The sequence below is a fragment of the Cronobacter universalis NCTC 9529 genome (assembly GCF_001277175.1).
Classification (GTDB): Bacteria; Pseudomonadota; Gammaproteobacteria; order Enterobacterales; family Enterobacteriaceae; genus Cronobacter; species Cronobacter universalis.
Window position 1 is genome coordinate 2,917,877 of record NZ_CP012257.1, and the last position, 17,183, is coordinate 2,935,059.

Genomic DNA, 17,183 nt, shown 5'->3' on the forward strand with positions numbered 1-17,183 from the left:
GTTAACGACTATTAATTAATCATATTGTCGTTATTTTGTTCGCCTGCGAATAAAATAAGCGATAATAGCTACCGGCCCCGCTACCCGCGCCCCGCCCGCATGGCTTGCGAGGCCGCAGTTTCAGACCGTTCTCACCATCTGGTAAATCATACGTTTCGCTTTATACTTCATTGTTTGCGATACTGTTAAAGAAGACAGGTGTCGCCCCCGACAAACCCTGTGCTACGGGCGTCGCGCTCTGGTTCCATCGCGACGTTGCAGGGCAAGAACGCAAAAAAATGGATAGCTGCCGCCGGCGCAGCACGGTTCTTTATTCTTTACACGGCGCAGGCCGGTGGATTACGCACAATAATGAGTCAGCCAGACGCAATGATCCCCAATAAATTTTCCCTTATGCCGGGCAGTATTACCCGTTTCTTCCTGTTATTGATTGTGGTGCTGCTGGTGACAATGGGCGTGATGGTCCAGAGCGCCGTCAACGCCTGGCTGAAAGATAAGAGCTACCAGATAGTCGATATCTCCCACGCGCTGCATAAACGGGTAGATACCTACCGTTACGCCACCTGGCAGATCTACGACAATATCGGCGCCAGCGCGGCGGGCCAGAACGGCGAAGGCTTACAGGAAACGCGCCTGCGTCAGGATGTCTATTATCTTGAAAAACCGCACCGCAAAACCGAAGCGCTGATTTTCGGCTCGCACGACAGCTCGACGCTGGATATGACGCAGCGGATTTCGAGCTATCTCGATACGCTGTGGGGCGCGGAAGGCGCGCCCTGGTCAATGTATTATCTGAATGGCCAGGATAACAGCATGATCCTGGTCTCCACGCTGCCGCTAAAAGATCTCTCCGCCGGCTTTAAAGAGAACTCGATAAACGCGATTGCCGATTCGCGCCGCGCCGAGATGCTCCAGCAGGCCAACGCGCTGGACGAGCGCGAAAGTTTCTCCCCGTTGCGTAAACTCCCCTGGCAGAACGGTCACTATTTCACGCTGCGCACCACTTTTAACCAGCCGGGCCATCTGGCGACCGTGGTCGCGTTCGATGTGCCGATTAACGATCTGATCCCGCCGGGCATGCCGCTGGAGAGCTTCCGCCTGGAGCCTGACAGTAGCCCGAACGCCTCGGCCGCCCAGGATAAAGAGGATCCGGACAGCGTCACCATTAATTTCAACAGCAATCGCATCGAGATCTCCTCGGCGCTGACCAGCACGCAGCTGCGCATCATCTGGGAAGTGCCGTTCGGCGCGCTGCTGATGGAAACGTTGCAAAATATCCTGCTGCCGCTGCTGCTGAATATCGGCCTGCTGGCGCTGGCGCTGTTTGGCTATACCACGTTCCGCCACCAGCCGAGCCGTCCGGTGGAGACCGTGACCAGCAGCGCGAATAATGCCGAGTTGCAGATGCTGCGCGCGCTGAATGAAGAGATTTTAAGCGTGCTGCCGCTGGGGCTGCTGGTTCACGATCAGGAGTCCAGCCGCACCATCATGAGTAATAAAATCGCCGACCACCTGCTGCCGCACCTGAACCTGCAAAACATCACGTCGATGGCGGATCAGCATCAGGGCATTATCCAGGCGACGGTCAATAACGAGCTCTATGAGATCCGGCTGTTCCGCAGCCAGGTGGTGCCGCGCACCCAGATTTTCATTATTCGCGATCAGGATCGTGAAATCCTGGTGAATAAAAAGCTCAAGCAGGCGCAGCGTCTGTATGAGAAAAACCAGCAGGGCCGCTCCGCGTTTATGCAGAATATCGGCGCGGCGCTCAAAGAGCCGACCCAGCAGCTTGCTCAGCAGGCGGCCCGGATCGACGCGCCGGAAAGCCAGGTGCTGGCCGAACAAGCCGAGCGTATTGCGCGTCTGGTCGATGAAATTCAGCTGGTGAATCAGCTGGAGGCGGATTTCTGGCGCCCGACGCCGACCGACTTCACCATTCAGGAGCTGATTGACGAAGTGGTGCCGGAAGTGCTGCCGGTTATCAAGCGTAAAGGCTTGCAGCTGCTCATCAACAACCAGCTTGCCGCTAACGAAGAGCGCCACGGCGATCGCGAAGCGCTGCGCAAAGTATTGCTGATGCTGCTGCACTACTCCGTCACCACCACGCAGATTGGCAAAATCACGCTGGAGATTATGGCGGAAGAAGGCGCGCGCGAGCGCCTGCTGTTCCGCGTGCTGGATACCGGCGAAGGCATCAGCAACAGCGAAATCGACAACCTGCACTTCCCGTTCCTGAACGACACCTCTACCGATCAGTTCGGCAAAGCCAACGGTCTCACTTTCTATCTCTGCAACCAGCTGGCGCGCCGTCTCGGCGGGCATCTGAATATTAAAGCCCGCAAAGAGCTGGGCACGCGCTATTCACTGCACGTAACGATGCCGGTGGAGCCGATGGAGACCGAAGAGAGCGATGAGCGTCTGCTGGACGACGTTATCGCGATGATCGATATTACGTCGAACGAAGTGCGTAATGTGGTGGTGCGCCAGCTTGAACAGTGGGGTGCGTCCTGCATTACGCCGGACGAAAGATTATCAAGTCAAGAGTACGATATATTTTTAACAGATAATCCGTCTAATCTTACTGCCAACGGCCTGCTTTTAAGCGATGATGAGGCCGGCGTACGACGCATCGGACCGGGACAGCTGCGCGTCAACTTTAATATTAGTCACGCCATGCAGGAAGCAGTGCTACAACTAATTGAAGAGCAACTGGCGCAGGAAGATATTCCTGAATCTCCAATGGGCGGCGATGAAAATGCGCAGCTTCATGCCAGCGGCTATTATGCGCTGTTCGTCGATACGGTACCGGATGATGTTCAGAGATTGTATACTGAATCGTCCGCCGGTGATTTTGCTGCGCTGGCGCAGACAGCGCACCGCCTGAAGGGCGTGTTCGCTATGCTGAATCTGGTTCCCGGCAAACAGTTATGTGAAACACTGGAGCATCTTATTCGCGAGAAGGATGCCACAGCCATAGAAAAATATATCAGCGACATTGACGTTTACGTCAAGAGCCTGCTGTAGCAAGGTAGCCTAATACATGAACAATATGAACGTAATTATTGCCGATGACCATCCGATTGTTCTGTTCGGCATTCGCAAATCTCTTGAACAAATCGAGTGGGTGAATGTTGTCGGTGAGTTCGAAGATTCCACAGCATTAATTAACAATTTGCCGAAGTTAGACGCGCACGTCCTTATCACCGACCTCTCCATGCCGGGCGATAAATACGGCGACGGCATTACGCTTATCAAATACATTAAGCGTCATTTCCCGACCTTATCTATTATCGTGCTGACGATGAACAACAACCCGGCCATTCTGAGCGCCGTGTTGGATCTCGATATCGAAGGGATTGTTCTCAAGCAAGGCGCGCCGACCGACCTGCCGAAAGCGCTGGCGGCGCTGCAGAAAGGTAAGAAATTTACCCCGGAAAGCGTCTCTCGTCTGCTTGAGAAGATCAGCGCAGGCGGCTATGGCGATAAACGCCTGTCGCCGAAAGAGAGCGAAGTGCTGCGTCTGTTCGCAGAAGGTTTCCTGGTGACCGAAATCGCCAAGAAACTGAACCGCAGTATCAAAACTATCAGTAGCCAGAAGAAATCGGCGATGATGAAGCTTGGCGTGGATAACGATATCGCGCTGCTGAACTACCTCTCTTCCGTCAGCCTGACGCCGGCGGATAAAGAGTAATCCCTGCTGTCCCTGCCCGCCGGGCAGGGACGCACCGTCCTGTCCCGCCCCGCTTTTCCCGCACGTTATTCGCACTCCATGCATTAATATCGCTGATGATTGCCCGCTGAGCGCGGTTTGTTTTTACAGGTATACGGCTACTGCACCGCGCACCGCCCCTGCATGACGGCGCGCGTTACGATTAACCGCGCGCCTTGCGGACACGATCGGCGTACACCGCCAGCGTCTGCTTCAGCACATCCAGCGTCACGGGTTTAGAAAGACAGCTGTCCATCCCGGATTCCAGGCAGCGCTGTTTCTCTTCCGCCAGCGCGTTGGCGGTCACGCCCACCACCGGCAGCGTCAGGCCCAGCTCGCGAATACGCTGCGTCAGACGGTAACCGTCCATATTCGGCATGTTGACGTCGCTTAAAACAATATCGATATGGTTTTTGCTAAGGACGTTGAGCGCGTCCACGCCATCATTGGCGGTACGGCACTGATAGCCCAGCGAACCAAGCTGATCGGCAAGCAGGCGGCGGTTAATCGGATGGTCATCGACCACCAGAATCATCATATCTTCGTTCTGCTCGGCGCTGGCGGAAGCGGCAGGCAGCACAGGCTGGCTGCCCGGCACGTCGACATTGATGCTGTAAATACGGCCCAGCAGGGTCAGAAGCTCGTGCGGCGCCGCGACGCTGTGCATCCAGACGCCAGGACTGCGCTCTACCGGCATCCCGATATGACGGCGGCAGAAGAAAATCACTCCCCTGCCCGGCCACGCGACGCAGTTTTCATCGTCGGTGATCAGAATATCGTCTTTATCCGGCGTCTCGCCGTGGTAATTCTGTACGCGAATATTGTTACGCGAGAGCAAACCCTGCAGATATTCGCACAGCGAGGCGTTGCGTACCGCCAGCCAGCAGCGTTTATGAGCGAGTCCGTCGACGTTTGCCTTCGGCGGCAGTTGCGCCTGCCAGAGCGGAATACGGATCGTAAACTGGCTGCCCATACCCGGCTCGGTATCGACTGAAATATCGCCGTCCATCATGTTGATGAGTTTTTCGCAAATCGCGAGCCCGAGCCCGGTGCCCTGGAAGTTGCGCTGCACGCCGGTACCGACCTGGAAGAAGGGATCGAACAGCCGCACCACTTCTTTCGCCGGGATCCCGACGCCGGTATCGCGTACGCGGAAACAGAGATAATCCCCCTGGGTGCCGACATGCAGAATAATGCAGCCGATATCGGTGAATTTAATGGCGTTGCTCAGCAGGTTGGAGATCACCTGTTGCAGGCGCATCGGATCGCCCAGGAGCGTCATCGGCACGTCAGGCTCGATAAAGCAGTACAGCCCGAGCTGTTTGCGCACCACCAGCGGCTGATAGTTGGCGGTGATATGGCTCATTACTTCGCGCGGCGAAAACTCGCGCGGCTCGATCTTCAACTGCTCGGATTCAATTTTCGAGAAGTCGAGAATATCGCTGATGATTTTCAGCAGCAGGCTGGAGGAGTTGTGCATCGCCGTCACCAGGCGATCGACGCCTTTCGGCAGCTCCTGCGTCTGCAGCAGATCCAGGTTACCGATAATGCCGTACAGCGGCGTGCGCAGCTCATGGCTGACGGTCGCAAGGAACATCGATTTCGACTGGCTCGCCTGTTCGGCCGCCTGCGCCATCTCCTGCAGCGACTCTTCCATTTTGACGCGCGCCGAGACATCCACCAGCACGCAGATCGCCACGTTTTCATTGCGATAGCGCGAATGCACGAAGCTGATTTGCAGGTTGGTATTGTTGCTGGTGAGCACATCGACGAAATTCACCTGCTGGCCGCAGATAATTTGCGTCAGCCGCTGGCGGTCTTCATGCGTCAACATGTTCAGATAGTTATGCGCCAGCTCGTTGGAGATAATATTGGTCCCGTCCTGGGTGCGCAGAATACAGATCCCGACCGGCGCCGAGGCGACGATTTTACGGTTAAACTGCTCATGCTCTTCCAGACGCTGGGCGTCGTTTTCCGCCGGAATAAAGATGCGCCGCTCATACATGCGCGCCAGCGTAAACAGCACAATCCCCACCAGCACATTGAGCAGCACGGCGTTGAGGATAAGCATCCGGATGCGCTCCAGCACCAGATCGACCGGGACCGAATAGACAATGCTTAGTGACGACGGCGGCAGACTCTTTTTCAGGATCAGCTGCTTAAAGCCGGACGTATAGCCGAACCATGCCCGCTCCTGCTCCCACTCGCCGTTCGGCTCAAGGCGCGTTTCAGTACCTGTCAGCGAAAACAGCGGGCGGTCGTTTTCATCGAGGATCGTCACGCCCATCGGCATACTGCCTGGCGTAAAGAAGTTTTCAATGCGGATGGTTTGCTCAATGCCCAGCAGCCCCTGGAGGCGGTTCGCCAGGTAGACCGGCGTCAGAGAATAGAAATAGCCGACGCCCGGACGCGGGCCCTGCGATACCCAGAACAGGCTGTTGCCGCGCTCATCCTGCGGCGCGTTGCGGTATTTGACGATGCGCTCATGCAGCGCCTGCAGGGTCTTGTCACGCTCAAGCGGGATCTCCCGCAGCCCGAAATCCGCCATGCAGAGGTTATCGGAACCTATCAGAAACACACGGTTTAAATCGTAGGCGGCGGAGAAGTTGTCGTGCCAGTAGCGCAAAAACCAGGAGAGCGACTGCAACGATCCGCGCCAGCTGGTGCCGAGCGTATTACAGTCGGAATCGGAAAACAGCGGCACAAACGACGGCGTGGTCAGCGAATCTTGTTGTCCGCGGCCGTTTTTCAGCAGCGCGTCGATATTCTCCAGCCGGTTTTCCGCGACATATTTCAGCTCTTTCATCACGTCAGAGGTGCGCTGAATATAGCGCTGCGCCTGATCGTAGCTCAGGTTAAATTCCTGACGAATTTCCGACTCTTTCACATGCAGCGCGCTTACGATGTAAAACACCGAAAACAGGGCGATAAGCAGCCAGAGCAGCAGCGCCAGCGCCCGGAAAAGATAGCGAGACACTTTAAGCGTCGAGCGGAAAGAGACGAAGTATTTCAAAGGGGCACCAGCTAGCCGTGAGGTAAGAAAAAGGAATGCCGTTAAGGTAGCCGCAAAACCCTTGTGCCGCAACGGCAACGCGATTATCCGGCGATATTCAGAGCAGCCTGGCGCACCGGGCGCCAAAAAAAGAAAGGGCCGGTTAAACCGGCCCTTTCGTATGGCAAAACGCGAAGTGGGTAAGCCGCGCGACGATTACTCGTCCGCGTCGTCCGCCGCCTCGTCGTCGGCGTCGGTTTCCGGCGCGATTTCATCGTCGCCTTCCGCCACGCTGCCGTCGATGGAGTCGAGCTCTTCGTCATCCACCGGCTCGGCGACGCGCTGCAGACCCACCACGTTTTCATCTTCCGCGGTGCGGATGAGAATAACGCCCTGGGTATTACGGCCCACCACGCTGATTTCCGACACGCGCGTACGCACAAGCGTACCGGCGTCGGTGATCATCATGATCTGGTCTGCGTCATCGACCTGCACCGCGCCGACCACCGGCCCGTTGCGATCGGTCACCTTGATGGAGATAACCCCTTTCGTCGCGCGCGACTTGGTCGGGTACTCTTCCACCGCGGTACGCTTGCCGTAACCGTTCTGGGTGGCGGTCAGGATAGCGCCTTCGCCGCGCGGCACGATAAGCGACACAACGCTGTCGCCCTCGCCGAGGCGAATACCGCGCACGCCCGTGGCGGTACGGCCCATCGGACGCACCGCGTCTTCTTTAAAGCGCACCACTTTGCCCTGCGCGGAGAACAGCATGACTTCGTCTTTCCCTGCGGTCAGGTCGACGCCGATCAGCTCATCGCCTTCGTTCAGGTTCACCGCGATAATACCGGCGGTACGCGGACGGCTGAACTCGGTCAGCGCCGTTTTCTTCACGGTGCCGCTCGCGGTCGCCATAAAGACGTTAACGCCTTCTTCATACTCGCGTACCGGCAGAATCGCGGTGATACGCTCGTTCGCTTCCAGCGGCAGCAGGTTGACGATAGGACGTCCGCGGGCGCCGCGGCTCGCTTCCGGCAACTGGTAGACTTTCATCCAGTAGAGACGACCACGGCTGGAGAAGCAGAGGATCGTATCGTGGGTGTTGGCCACCAGCAGGCGGTCGATAAAGTCTTCTTCTTTGATACGCGCGGCGGATTTGCCTTTACCGCCGCGGCGCTGCGCTTCGTAATCCGTCAGCGGCTGATATTTCACATAGCCCTGGTGAGACAGGGTGACCACCACATCTTCCTGGTTGATCAGATCTTCGATGTTGATATCAGCGGTGTTGGCGGTGATTTCAGTGCGGCGCTCGTCGCCGAACTGATCGCGGATAAGCTCCAGCTCTTCGCGGATCACTTCCATCAGGCGGTCGGCGCTGCCGAGGATATGCAGCAGCTCTGCGATTTGCTCCAGCAGCTCTTTGTACTCGTCGAGCAGTTTTTCATGCTCAAGGCCGGTGAGCTTTTGCAGACGCAGATCGAGGATCGCCTGCGCTTGTTGCTCGGTCAGCCAGTATTTGCCATCGCGAATACCGAACTCCGGCTCCAGCCACTCCGGACGCGCGGCGTCGTCGCCGGCGCGCTCCAGCATCGCGGAAACGGTGCCAAGCTCCCACGCCTGGGCGATAAGGCCCGCTTTCGCTTCGGACGGGTTCGGCGCGCGGCGAATCAGCTCGATAATCGGATCGATGTTGGCCAGCGCAATCGCCAGACCTTCTAAGATATGCGCGCGCTCGCGGGCTTTGCGCAGTTCAAAGATGGTACGGCGGGTCACCACTTCACGACGGTGGCGCACAAACGCCGCCAGAATCTCTTTCAGCGTCATGATCTTCGGCTGGCCGTGGTGCAGCGCGACCATGTTGATACCGAAAGACACCTGCAGCTGCGTCTGGGAATAGAGGTTATTGAGCACCACTTCGCCCACGGCGTCGCGTTTGATCTCAATAACAATGCGCATACCGTCTTTATCAGACTCGTCACGCAGCGCGCTGATGCCTTCGACGCGTTTGTCTTTTACCAGCTCGGCGATTTTCTCGATCAGGCGCGCTTTGTTCACCTGATAAGGAATTTCGTGCACGATAATGGTTTCGCGGCCGTTTTTCGGATCCACTTCTACTTCCGCGCGCGCGCGAATGTAGATTTTGCCGCGCCCGGTGCGATACGCCTCTTCAATGCCGCGACGGCCATTGATGATGGCGGCAGTCGGGAAATCCGGGCCGGGGATGTGCTCCATCAGCCCTTCAATGCTGATATCTTCATCATCAATATAGGCGAGGCAGCCGTTGATCACTTCCGTCAGGTTATGCGGCGGAATGTTGGTCGCCATCCCGACCGCGATACCGGAAGCCCCGTTTACCAGCAGGTTGGGGATTTTGGTCGGCATGACGTCCGGGATTTTTTCCGTGCCGTCATAGTTATCGACAAAATCAACGGTTTCTTTGTCGAGGTCGGCCATCAGTTCATGGGCGATCTTCGCCAGACGGATTTCCGTATAACGCATCGCCGCGGCGGAGTCGCCGTCGATAGAACCGAAGTTGCCCTGACCATCCACCAGCGTATAGCGCAGCGAGAACGGCTGAGCCATACGTACAATGGTATCGTAGACGGCGGAGTCACCGTGGGGATGGTATTTACCGATTACGTCACCAACGACACGGGCGGATTTTTTGTAGGCTTTATTCCAGTCATTGCCCAACACGTTCATGGCGTAAAGTACGCGACGGTGTACCGGCTTGAGGCCATCTCGGACATCCGGAAGCGCGCGGCCGACAATAACCGACATCGCGTAATCCAGATAGGAGTTCTTTAACTCTTCCTCAATGTTGACCGGTGTAATTTCTCTGGCAAGGTCGCTCATCTGACCGTTATCCCTCTACTGTGTCCCGGATTCAAAGGTCGCAAATTATAACACAGCCGCGGCCTGTTCGGTAAACCGAATAGCCCCGTCAGGCCGCTTTATTCCCCACTAACGCCTGTTATACTCGACGCTCTTGCGAAGAAAGGAGTAGAGGCGTCCATGAATGCTGAAAAACCGCCCGTTGCGCACAACGTAGACTTAGAAGAAATCGCCAAATTTGAAGCTGTCGCTTCGCGCTGGTGGGACACTGAAGGGGAATTTAAACCGCTGCATCGCATTAACCCGCTGCGTCTGGGCTATATCGCCGAGCGCGCCGGCGGTCTGTTCGGGAAAAAGGTGCTGGATGTCGGCTGCGGCGGCGGCATTCTCTCAGAGAGCATGGCCCGCGAAGGCGCGAACGTCACGGGGCTCGATATGGGCGCCGAGCCGCTGGCGGTGGCGCGTCTGCACGCGCTGGAAAGCGGCGTCGAGCTTAACTATGTTCAGCAGACGGTCGAAGAACACGCCGCGCAGAATGCCGGCGCCTATGATGTGGTGACCTGCATGGAGATGCTCGAACACGTACCGGACCCGCGCTCGGTAGTACAGGCCTGCGCACAACTCGTGAAGCCGGGCGGCCACGTCTTTTTCTCCACGCTAAACCGCAACGCCAAATCCTGGCTGATGGCGGTGGTGGGCGCGGAATATGTGCTGCGCATGGTGCCGAAAGGCACGCACGACGCCAAAAAGTTCATCCGCCCTTCCGAACTGCTGGGCTGGGTGGACGAAACGCCGCTGGAAGAACGTCATATCATCGGTCTGCATTACAACCCGCTGACCAACCGCTTTAAACTCGCGCCGGGTGTCGATGTTAACTATATGTTGCATACACAGGCTAAAAAACCGGCCTGATAGAAGCTTTTCGTATTAAAAATTGCGCAACGTTCTGTTGCGCGATTTCTTTCCTGACCAGGAAATCAGCGTTCGATCAAAAATTCATTTTTTTTCCTGCCGCCTTGACAAGGCCTCAAGCCCTTATGACATGAGGACTTACTTAATTTCGAGATTTTGCAACCGCAAATTAACACCGAAATCAAGGCTTGTTCTCAAAAGAATCCGGACTAGAATACTCACCATATAGCGTTTCACTAATCTCAAACCCCCTATATATAGTATTTATCCACAGAGTTAGTCACCTGTGGATAAGCGGGGGATATTTCTATTTTCACGGATTTCACGGACAGGTATTACCCATGAATCAGAGTCTGCTGGTAACAAAACGAGATGGCAGCCAGGAACGCATTAACCTGGATAAAATTCATCGTGTTCTGGACTGGGCTGCGGAAGGTCTCCATAACGTCTCCATCTCCCAGGTAGAGCTGCGTTCTCACATTCAGTTCTACGACGGCATCAAAACCTCCGATATTCATGAGACCATCATCAAAGCGGCGGCGGATCTGATCTCCCGCGACGCGCCGGACTACCAGTACCTGGCCGCGCGCCTGGCGATTTTCCACCTGCGCAAAAAAGCCTACGGTCAGTTCGAGCCGCCGAAACTGTACGACCACGTCGTGAAGATGGTGGAGCTGGGCAAATATGACCACCACCTGCTGCAGGATTACAGCGAAGAAGAGTTTGCGCAGATGGACGGTTTTATCGACCACTGGCGCGATATGAACTTCTCCTACGCCGCCGTGAAGCAGCTCGAAGGGAAATACCTGGTCCAGAACCGCGTTACCGGCGAGATCTACGAAAGCGCGCAGTTCCTCTACATCCTGGTCGCGGCGTGCCTGTTCTCCAACTACCCGCGCGAAACCCGTCTGGATTACGTGAAGCGTTTCTACGATGCGGTTTCCACCTTTAAAATTTCGCTGCCGACGCCGATTATGTCCGGCGTGCGCACCCCGACCCGTCAGTTCAGCTCCTGCGTACTGATCGAGTGCGGCGACAGCCTGGATTCCATCAACGCCACCTCCAGCGCCATCGTGAAATATGTTTCCCAGCGCGCCGGTATCGGCATCAACGCGGGCCGCATCCGCGCGCTTGGCAGCCCGATCCGCGGCGGCGAAGCGTTCCACACCGGCTGCATTCCGTTCTACAAGCATTTCCAGACCGCGGTGAAATCCTGCTCTCAGGGCGGCGTTCGCGGCGGCGCGGCCACCCTCTTCTACCCGATGTGGCATCTGGAAGTGGAAAGCCTGCTGGTGCTGAAAAACAACCGCGGCACCGAAGCGAACCGCGTGCGTCACATGGACTACGGCGTACAGATCAACAAGCTCATGTACCAGCGCCTGCTGAAAGGCGAAGACATCACGCTGTTCAGCCCGTCCGACGTACCGGGCCTGTATGACGCGTTCTTCGCCGACCAGGACGAGTTCGAGCGTCTCTACACCAAATATGAGCAGGACGAGAACATCCGCAAACAGCGCATTAAAGCGTCTGAGCTATTCTCCCTGATGATGCAGGAACGCGCCTCTACCGGCCGTATCTACATCCAGAACGTGGATCACTGCAACACCCACAGCCCGTTCGATCCGGTTGTCGCGCCGGTGCGCCAGTCTAACCTGTGCCTGGAAATCGCGCTGCCGACCAAACCGCTGGACGATGTGAATGACGACAACGGCGAAATCGCGCTCTGCACCCTGTCTGCTTTCAACCTGGGCGCTATCGACAGCCTGGATGAGCTGGAAGAGCTCTCCACCCTCGCCGTTCGCGCGCTGGACGCCCTGCTGGACTACCAGGATTATCCGATCCCGGCGGCGAAGCGTGGCGCGATGGGTCGTCGTACCCTCGGTATCGGCGTGATTAACTTCGCCTACTATCTCGCGAAGCACGGCGTGCGCTACTCCGACGGCAGCGCCAACAACCTGACGCACAAAACGTTCGAAGCGATTCAGTACTACCTGCTGAAAGCCTCTAACGAGCTGGCGAAAGAACAAGGCGCGTGCCCGTGGTTCAATGAAACCACCTACAGCAAAGGCATTCTGCCGATCGACACCTACAAGAAAGACCTGGATGCGATCGCCAGCGAGCCGCTGCATTACGACTGGGAAAGCCTGCGCGAATCCATCAAGACGCACGGCCTGCGTAACTCCACGCTGTCCGCGCTGATGCCGTCCGAGACCTCTTCGCAGATCTCCAACGCCACCAACGGCATTGAGCCGCCGCGCGGCCACATCAGCATCAAAGCGTCGAAAGACGGTATTCTGCGTCAGGTCGTGCCGGACTACGAGCAGCTGAAAGATAAATACGAGCTGCTGTGGGAAATGCCGGGCAACGACGGCTATCTGCAGCTGGTGGGCATCATGCAGAAATTTATCGACCAGTCGATTTCTGCCAACACCAACTACGATCCGACGCGCTTTACGTCAGGCAAAGTGCCGATGCAGCAGCTCCTGAAAGATCTGCTCACCGCCTATAAGCTCGGTGTGAAGACGCTGTACTATCAGAACACCCGCGACGGCGCGGAAGATGCCCAGGACGACCTGGCGCCATCCATTCAGGATGACGGCTGCGAAAGCGGCGCATGTAAAATCTAAAACGCAGGGCGGGGAAACCCGCCCTCTTGTTGTTAAGGCCGTAGGGTGGGTAAGCGAAGCGCACCCACCATTTACAGCCGAACCGTTAACAGCCGAACCGTTGGCCGTAGGGTGGGTAAGCGAAGCGCACCCACCATCAACAGCCGATATTGTTTGCAGACAGGATTTACGTCATGGCCTACACCACATTTTCACAGACGAAAAACGACCAGCTCCTTGAACCCATGTTTTTTGGCCAACCGGTCAACGTGGCGCGTTACGATCAGCAAAAATATGAAATTTTCGAAAAGCTTATCGAAAAGCAGCTGTCATTCTTCTGGCGCCCTGAAGAAGTGGACGTTTCCCGCGACCGCATCGATTTCCAGGCGCTGCCGGATCATGAAAAACACATTTTCATCAGCAACCTGAAATACCAGACGCTGCTTGACTCCATCCAGGGCCGCAGCCCGAACGTGGCGCTGCTGCCGCTGATCTCCATCCCGGAGCTGGAAACCTGGGTCGAAACCTGGGCGTTTTCCGAGACGATCCACTCGCGCTCTTACACCCACATCATCCGCAATATCGTCAACGATCCGGCGGTGGTGTTTGACGACATCGTCACCAACGAGCAGATCTTAAAGCGCGCCGAAGGCATCTCGCACTACTACGACGACCTGATCGAGATGACCAGCTACTGGCATCTGCTGGGCGAAGGCACGCACAGCGTCAACGGCAAAACCGTGACCGTGAACCTGCACGAGCTTAAGAAAAAGCTCTACCTGTGCCTGATGAGCGTCAACGCGCTGGAAGCGATTCGCTTCTACGTCAGCTTCGCCTGCTCCTTCGCGTTCGCTGAGCGCGAACTGATGGAAGGCAACGCGAAAATCATCCGCCTTATCGCGCGTGACGAAGCGCTGCACCTGACCGGCACCCAGCACATGCTGAACCTGATGCGCAGCGGCGAAGACGATCCGGAAATGGCCTTGATTGCCGAAGAATGCAAACAGGAGTGCTACGACCTGTTCGTGCTGGCGGCGCAGCAGGAGAAAGAGTGGGCGGAATACCTGTTCCAGGGCGGCTCCATGATCGGCCTGAACAAAGATATTCTGTGCCAGTACGTTGAGTACATCACCAACATCCGTATGCAGGCTGTCGGTCTGGATCTGCCGTTCAAAACCCGCTCCAACCCGATTCCGTGGATCAACACCTGGCTGGTGTCCGATAACGTGCAGGTGGCGCCGCAGGAAGTGGAAGTGAGCTCTTATCTGGTCGGCCAGATCGATTCTGAAATCGACCATGACGATCTGAGCAGCTTCCAGCTCTGATATGGGTCGTATTACGCTTCGCGTGACGGGCACCGAGCTGTCGTGCCCGGACGAGCACCCTTCCCTGCTGGTGGCGCTGGAGTCACACGCGGTGACGGTGGAGTACCAGTGCCGTGAAGGCTATTGCGGCTCGTGCCGCTGCAAACTGGTCGCAGGCCAGGTGCAGTGGCTGACGAAACCGCTGGCGTTTATTCAGGAGGGCGAGATTTTGCCCTGCTGCTGTAAACCGCAGGGCGATATCGAAATAGAGATGTAACAACGCCGTATTGTCGGGTGGCGCGACGCATACCCGGCCTGGCAAACCACAGTACCAGGCCGGATCAGGCGAAACCGCCACCCGGCAAGATCAGCGTTTATCTTTCAAAAAACTCACCGCTTTATCCGGGAAATCGGTAAACAATCCATCCACTTCCGCCTTGTTATACAGCACGTCATAAAGCTGGTTCACATCCGTAGCGTATACCGGCAGCTGGTCGGCGCGCACCGTATACGGGTGCACCTGCAAATGGCTGGCGTGCGCCTCTTTCGCCATATCGGTCAGCGTCACATGGTCTTTGGTCGAGCCTTCCGCCACCAGCATATGGTAATCCGGCCCGATGCCATCGGCGTACTGCGCAATCTGCTTCATGGCGCCCGGTTTAAACATCCAGTCATAGCGATAGTTTACCCATTTGCCATCGGCCTGCTTCTCCTGGGTTTCGTTCCAGTCGGTGTAAGCGATAAGCTGCACCAGCTTCAGATCCATCCCCATTTTCGGCTCCAGCTCATTTTTAATGCGCTTAAGCTCGTTGGCGTCGAAACATTGCAGATAGACCTTATCCTGCTTCGTGGCGTAACCATATTTTTTCAGGGTTTCCAGCGTCTTCGCGGCGATATCCTTGCCTTCCTGATGATGGAACCACGGCGCTTTGATCTCCGGGTAAATACCGATGTTTTTACCGGTTGAGTGGTTCAGCCCCTGCACAAACTCAATTTCTTCTTCAAAGGTATGCACCCGGAAATCGGATTTACCCATCGGGAAGCGACCAGGGAAGGTCTACACCTTTTTGCCGTTTTCCAGCTCAAAGCCTTCGCTGAATTTCAGCGATTTGATCTCCGCGAGCGTGAAATCGATCGCGTAGTATCGGCCATCTTTGCGCGCGCGGTCGGGGAAGCGCTCCGCCACGTCGGTGACGCGATCCAGATAGTGATCATGCAGCACCACCAGCTGGTCATCTTTGGTCATCACCAGATCCTGCTCAAGGTAATCCGCGCCCTGCGCATAGGCCATCGCTTTGGCGGGCAGCGTGTGCTCCGGCAGATAGCCGCTGGCGCCGCGATGGGCGATCACCAGTTTATCCGCCGCCAGCGCGCTTGCCGACATCACGCCAATCGCCAGCGCCGCCAGCGTCATTTTCAGTGTCATGGGTGCTCCTTATCCGCGTTTCGCCTGCGTTGCGTGGTGATGTCTGTGCTCACCGACCATCACGATAATCAGCAGCAATACCGCCAGAATGCTGCCGCCAATCATCACCATAAAGCCGCCATCCCAGCCGAAGAAATCGACGGTGTAGCCCACGATAGCGCTCGCCGCCACCGAGCCGCCGAGGTAGCCGAACAGGCCGGTAAAGCCCGCCGCGGTGCCCGCCGCCTTTTTCGGCGCCAGCTCCAGCGCATGCAGACCAATCAGCATCACCGGGCCGTAAATCAGGAAACCGATGACAATCATGCACGCCATATCAACGTGTGGGTTGCCCGGCGGGTTGAGCCAGTAGACGATGGTGGCGATGGTCACCAGCGTCATAAAGAATACGCCGGTCGCGCCGCGGTTGCCGCGGAAAACCTTGTCCGACATCCAGCCGCAAATCAGCGTGCCGGGGATGCCTGCATATTCATAGAAGAAATATGCCCAGGAAGATTTATCCAGCGCAAAATGCTTCACCTCTTTTAAGTAGGTCGGCGACCAGTCGAGGATGCCGTAGCGCAGCAGGTACACGAAGACGTTCGCGATGGCGATGTACCACAACAGTTTATTCGGCAGCACGTACTGCATGAAAATCTGCTTCGCGGTCAGCTCTTCTTCATGCTTCTCGTTATAGTCGTCCGGGTAGTCATTTTTGTACGCTTCGATGGGCGGCAGACCGCAGGACTGCGGCGTATCGCGCATCAGGGCGAAGGCGATAATCGCCACCAGAATTGCCGCAAAGGCAGGCATATAGAGCGCGGCGTGCCAGTCGTTAAACCACGCCATGCCGAGCAGAAACAGCAGCGGTGGAATACCGCCGCCCACGTTATGGGCGCAGTTCCACACGGAGACAATCCTGCCGCGCTCTTTCTGCGACCACCAGTGCACCATCGTGCGCCCGCACGGCGGCCACCCCATGCCCTGGAACCATCCGCACAGGAACAGCAGCACAAACATCACCATAATGCTCGACGTCGCCCAGGGAACGAAGCCCATAAACAGCATCACCGCCGCCGCGAGGATCAGGCCTGCGGGCAGAAAGACGCGCGGATTCGACCGGTCAGAGACCGAACCCATAATGAACTTCGAGAATCCATAAGCGATGGATATGCCCGAAAGCGCAAAACCGAGATCGCCGCGTGAAAAGCCCTGCTCCACCAGATATGGCATCGCCAGGGCAAAGTTTTTACGCACCAGATAGTAAGCGGCATAGCCGAAGAAAATCCCCATAAAAATCTGCCAGCGCAGGCGACGATAGAGCGGATCTATCTCGCCGTCAGGCAGCCTTGCGCGATGCGGGGCGGGTTTAAAAATACTTAGCATCTCTGTCTCCTGCTGATGAGGTTTATATCTATTCGTTTTA

The 17,183-nt window shown here is 56.6% G+C and carries 9 protein-coding genes and 1 pseudogene; 6 read left to right on the forward strand and 4 right to left on the reverse strand.

All coding sequences use genetic code 11. The features are described from left to right. Window positions 1-369: 369 nt before the first annotated feature. Window positions 370-3,024 carry a phosphotransferase RcsD gene (rcsD, locus tag AFK65_RS13475; protein WP_032804780.1) on the forward strand — a complete coding sequence of 885 codons (2,655 nt, stop codon included), beginning with the start codon at window positions 370-372 and terminating at the stop codon, window positions 3,022-3,024. A 16-nt stretch (window positions 3,025-3,040) separates the two neighbouring features. Further along, on the forward strand, window positions 3,041-3,691 hold the full coding sequence (gene rcsB / locus AFK65_RS13480) for a response regulator transcription factor RcsB (RefSeq protein WP_007676706.1): 651 nt from the start codon (window positions 3,041-3,043) through the stop codon (window positions 3,689-3,691). Window positions 3,692-3,872: 181 nt separating this feature from the next. Here the strand turns inward: rcsB and rcsC are convergent, their stop codons facing one another. Then, window positions 3,873-6,722 (reverse strand): two-component system sensor histidine kinase RcsC, encoded by a 2,850-nt coding sequence (gene rcsC, locus AFK65_RS13485; protein WP_038856706.1) that lies wholly within the window; start codon window positions 6,720-6,722, stop codon window positions 3,873-3,875. A 195-nt stretch (window positions 6,723-6,917) separates the two neighbouring features. Then, window positions 6,918-9,554: a DNA topoisomerase (ATP-hydrolyzing) subunit A gene (gene gyrA, locus AFK65_RS13490; RefSeq protein WP_038856705.1), complete on the reverse strand. Its 2,637-nt coding sequence runs from the start codon at window positions 9,552-9,554 to the stop codon at window positions 6,918-6,920. Window positions 9,555-9,713: 159 nt separating this feature from the next. Between gyrA and ubiG the strand changes: the two genes are divergently transcribed. The 4 genes from ubiG (at window position 9,714) to yfaE (ending at window position 14,632) form a co-directional block, all read left to right on the forward strand. Further along, window positions 9,714-10,445, forward strand: a complete 732-nt coding sequence (ubiG, locus tag AFK65_RS13495) for a bifunctional 2-polyprenyl-6-hydroxyphenol methylase/3-demethylubiquinol 3-O-methyltransferase UbiG (RefSeq protein ID WP_007699897.1) — start codon at window positions 9,714-9,716, stop codon at window positions 10,443-10,445. Between the two features lie 341 nt (window positions 10,446-10,786). Next, window positions 10,787-13,072 (forward strand): class 1a ribonucleoside-diphosphate reductase subunit alpha, encoded by a 2,286-nt coding sequence (gene nrdA / locus AFK65_RS13500; protein WP_007699898.1) that lies wholly within the window; start codon window positions 10,787-10,789, stop codon window positions 13,070-13,072. Between the two features lie 173 nt (window positions 13,073-13,245). Continuing rightward, on the forward strand, window positions 13,246-14,376 hold the full coding sequence (gene nrdB, locus AFK65_RS13505; protein ID WP_007699899.1) for a class Ia ribonucleoside-diphosphate reductase subunit beta: 1,131 nt from the start codon (window positions 13,246-13,248) through the stop codon (window positions 14,374-14,376). A 1-nt stretch (window position 14,377) separates the two neighbouring features. Beyond that, window positions 14,378-14,632 carry a class I ribonucleotide reductase maintenance protein YfaE gene (gene yfaE / locus AFK65_RS13510; protein ID WP_007699900.1) on the forward strand — a complete coding sequence of 85 codons (255 nt, stop codon included), beginning with the start codon at window positions 14,378-14,380 and terminating at the stop codon, window positions 14,630-14,632. 90 nt (window positions 14,633-14,722) lie between these two features. Here yfaE and glpQ read toward each other — a convergent pair. Together glpQ and glpT are read right to left on the reverse strand one after the other, a co-directional pair. Beyond that, a pseudogene (gene glpQ, locus AFK65_RS13515) lies at window positions 14,723-15,781 on the reverse strand (glycerophosphodiester phosphodiesterase). Between the two features lie 9 nt (window positions 15,782-15,790). Further along, the gene (glpT, locus tag AFK65_RS13520; RefSeq protein WP_007699903.1) at window positions 15,791-17,143 is read right to left on the reverse strand and encodes a glycerol-3-phosphate transporter; all 1,353 of its coding nucleotides are present in this window, start codon (window positions 17,141-17,143) and stop codon (window positions 15,791-15,793) included. Between the last annotated feature and the right edge of the window lie 40 nt (window positions 17,144-17,183).

What these genes read in the sequence shown, in the direction of transcription:
- glpT (WP_007699903.1), bottom strand. Translation starts at nt 17,143, where the DNA reads ATGCTAAGTATTTTTAAACCCGCCCCGCATCGCGCAAGGCTGCCTGAC.
- nrdB (WP_007699899.1), top strand. Translation starts at nt 13,246, where the DNA reads ATGGCCTACACCACATTTTCACAGACGAAAAACGACCAGCTCCTTGAA.
- yfaE (WP_007699900.1), top strand. Translation starts at nt 14,378, where the DNA reads ATGGGTCGTATTACGCTTCGCGTGACGGGCACCGAGCTGTCGTGCCCG.
- nrdA (WP_007699898.1), top strand. Translation starts at nt 10,787, where the DNA reads ATGAATCAGAGTCTGCTGGTAACAAAACGAGATGGCAGCCAGGAACGC.
- gyrA (WP_038856705.1), bottom strand. Translation starts at nt 9,554, where the DNA reads ATGAGCGACCTTGCCAGAGAAATTACACCGGTCAACATTGAGGAAGAG.
- rcsB (WP_007676706.1), top strand. Translation starts at nt 3,041, where the DNA reads ATGAACAATATGAACGTAATTATTGCCGATGACCATCCGATTGTTCTG.
- rcsD (WP_032804780.1), top strand. Translation starts at nt 370, where the DNA reads ATGATCCCCAATAAATTTTCCCTTATGCCGGGCAGTATTACCCGTTTC.
- ubiG (WP_007699897.1), top strand. Translation starts at nt 9,714, where the DNA reads ATGAATGCTGAAAAACCGCCCGTTGCGCACAACGTAGACTTAGAAGAA.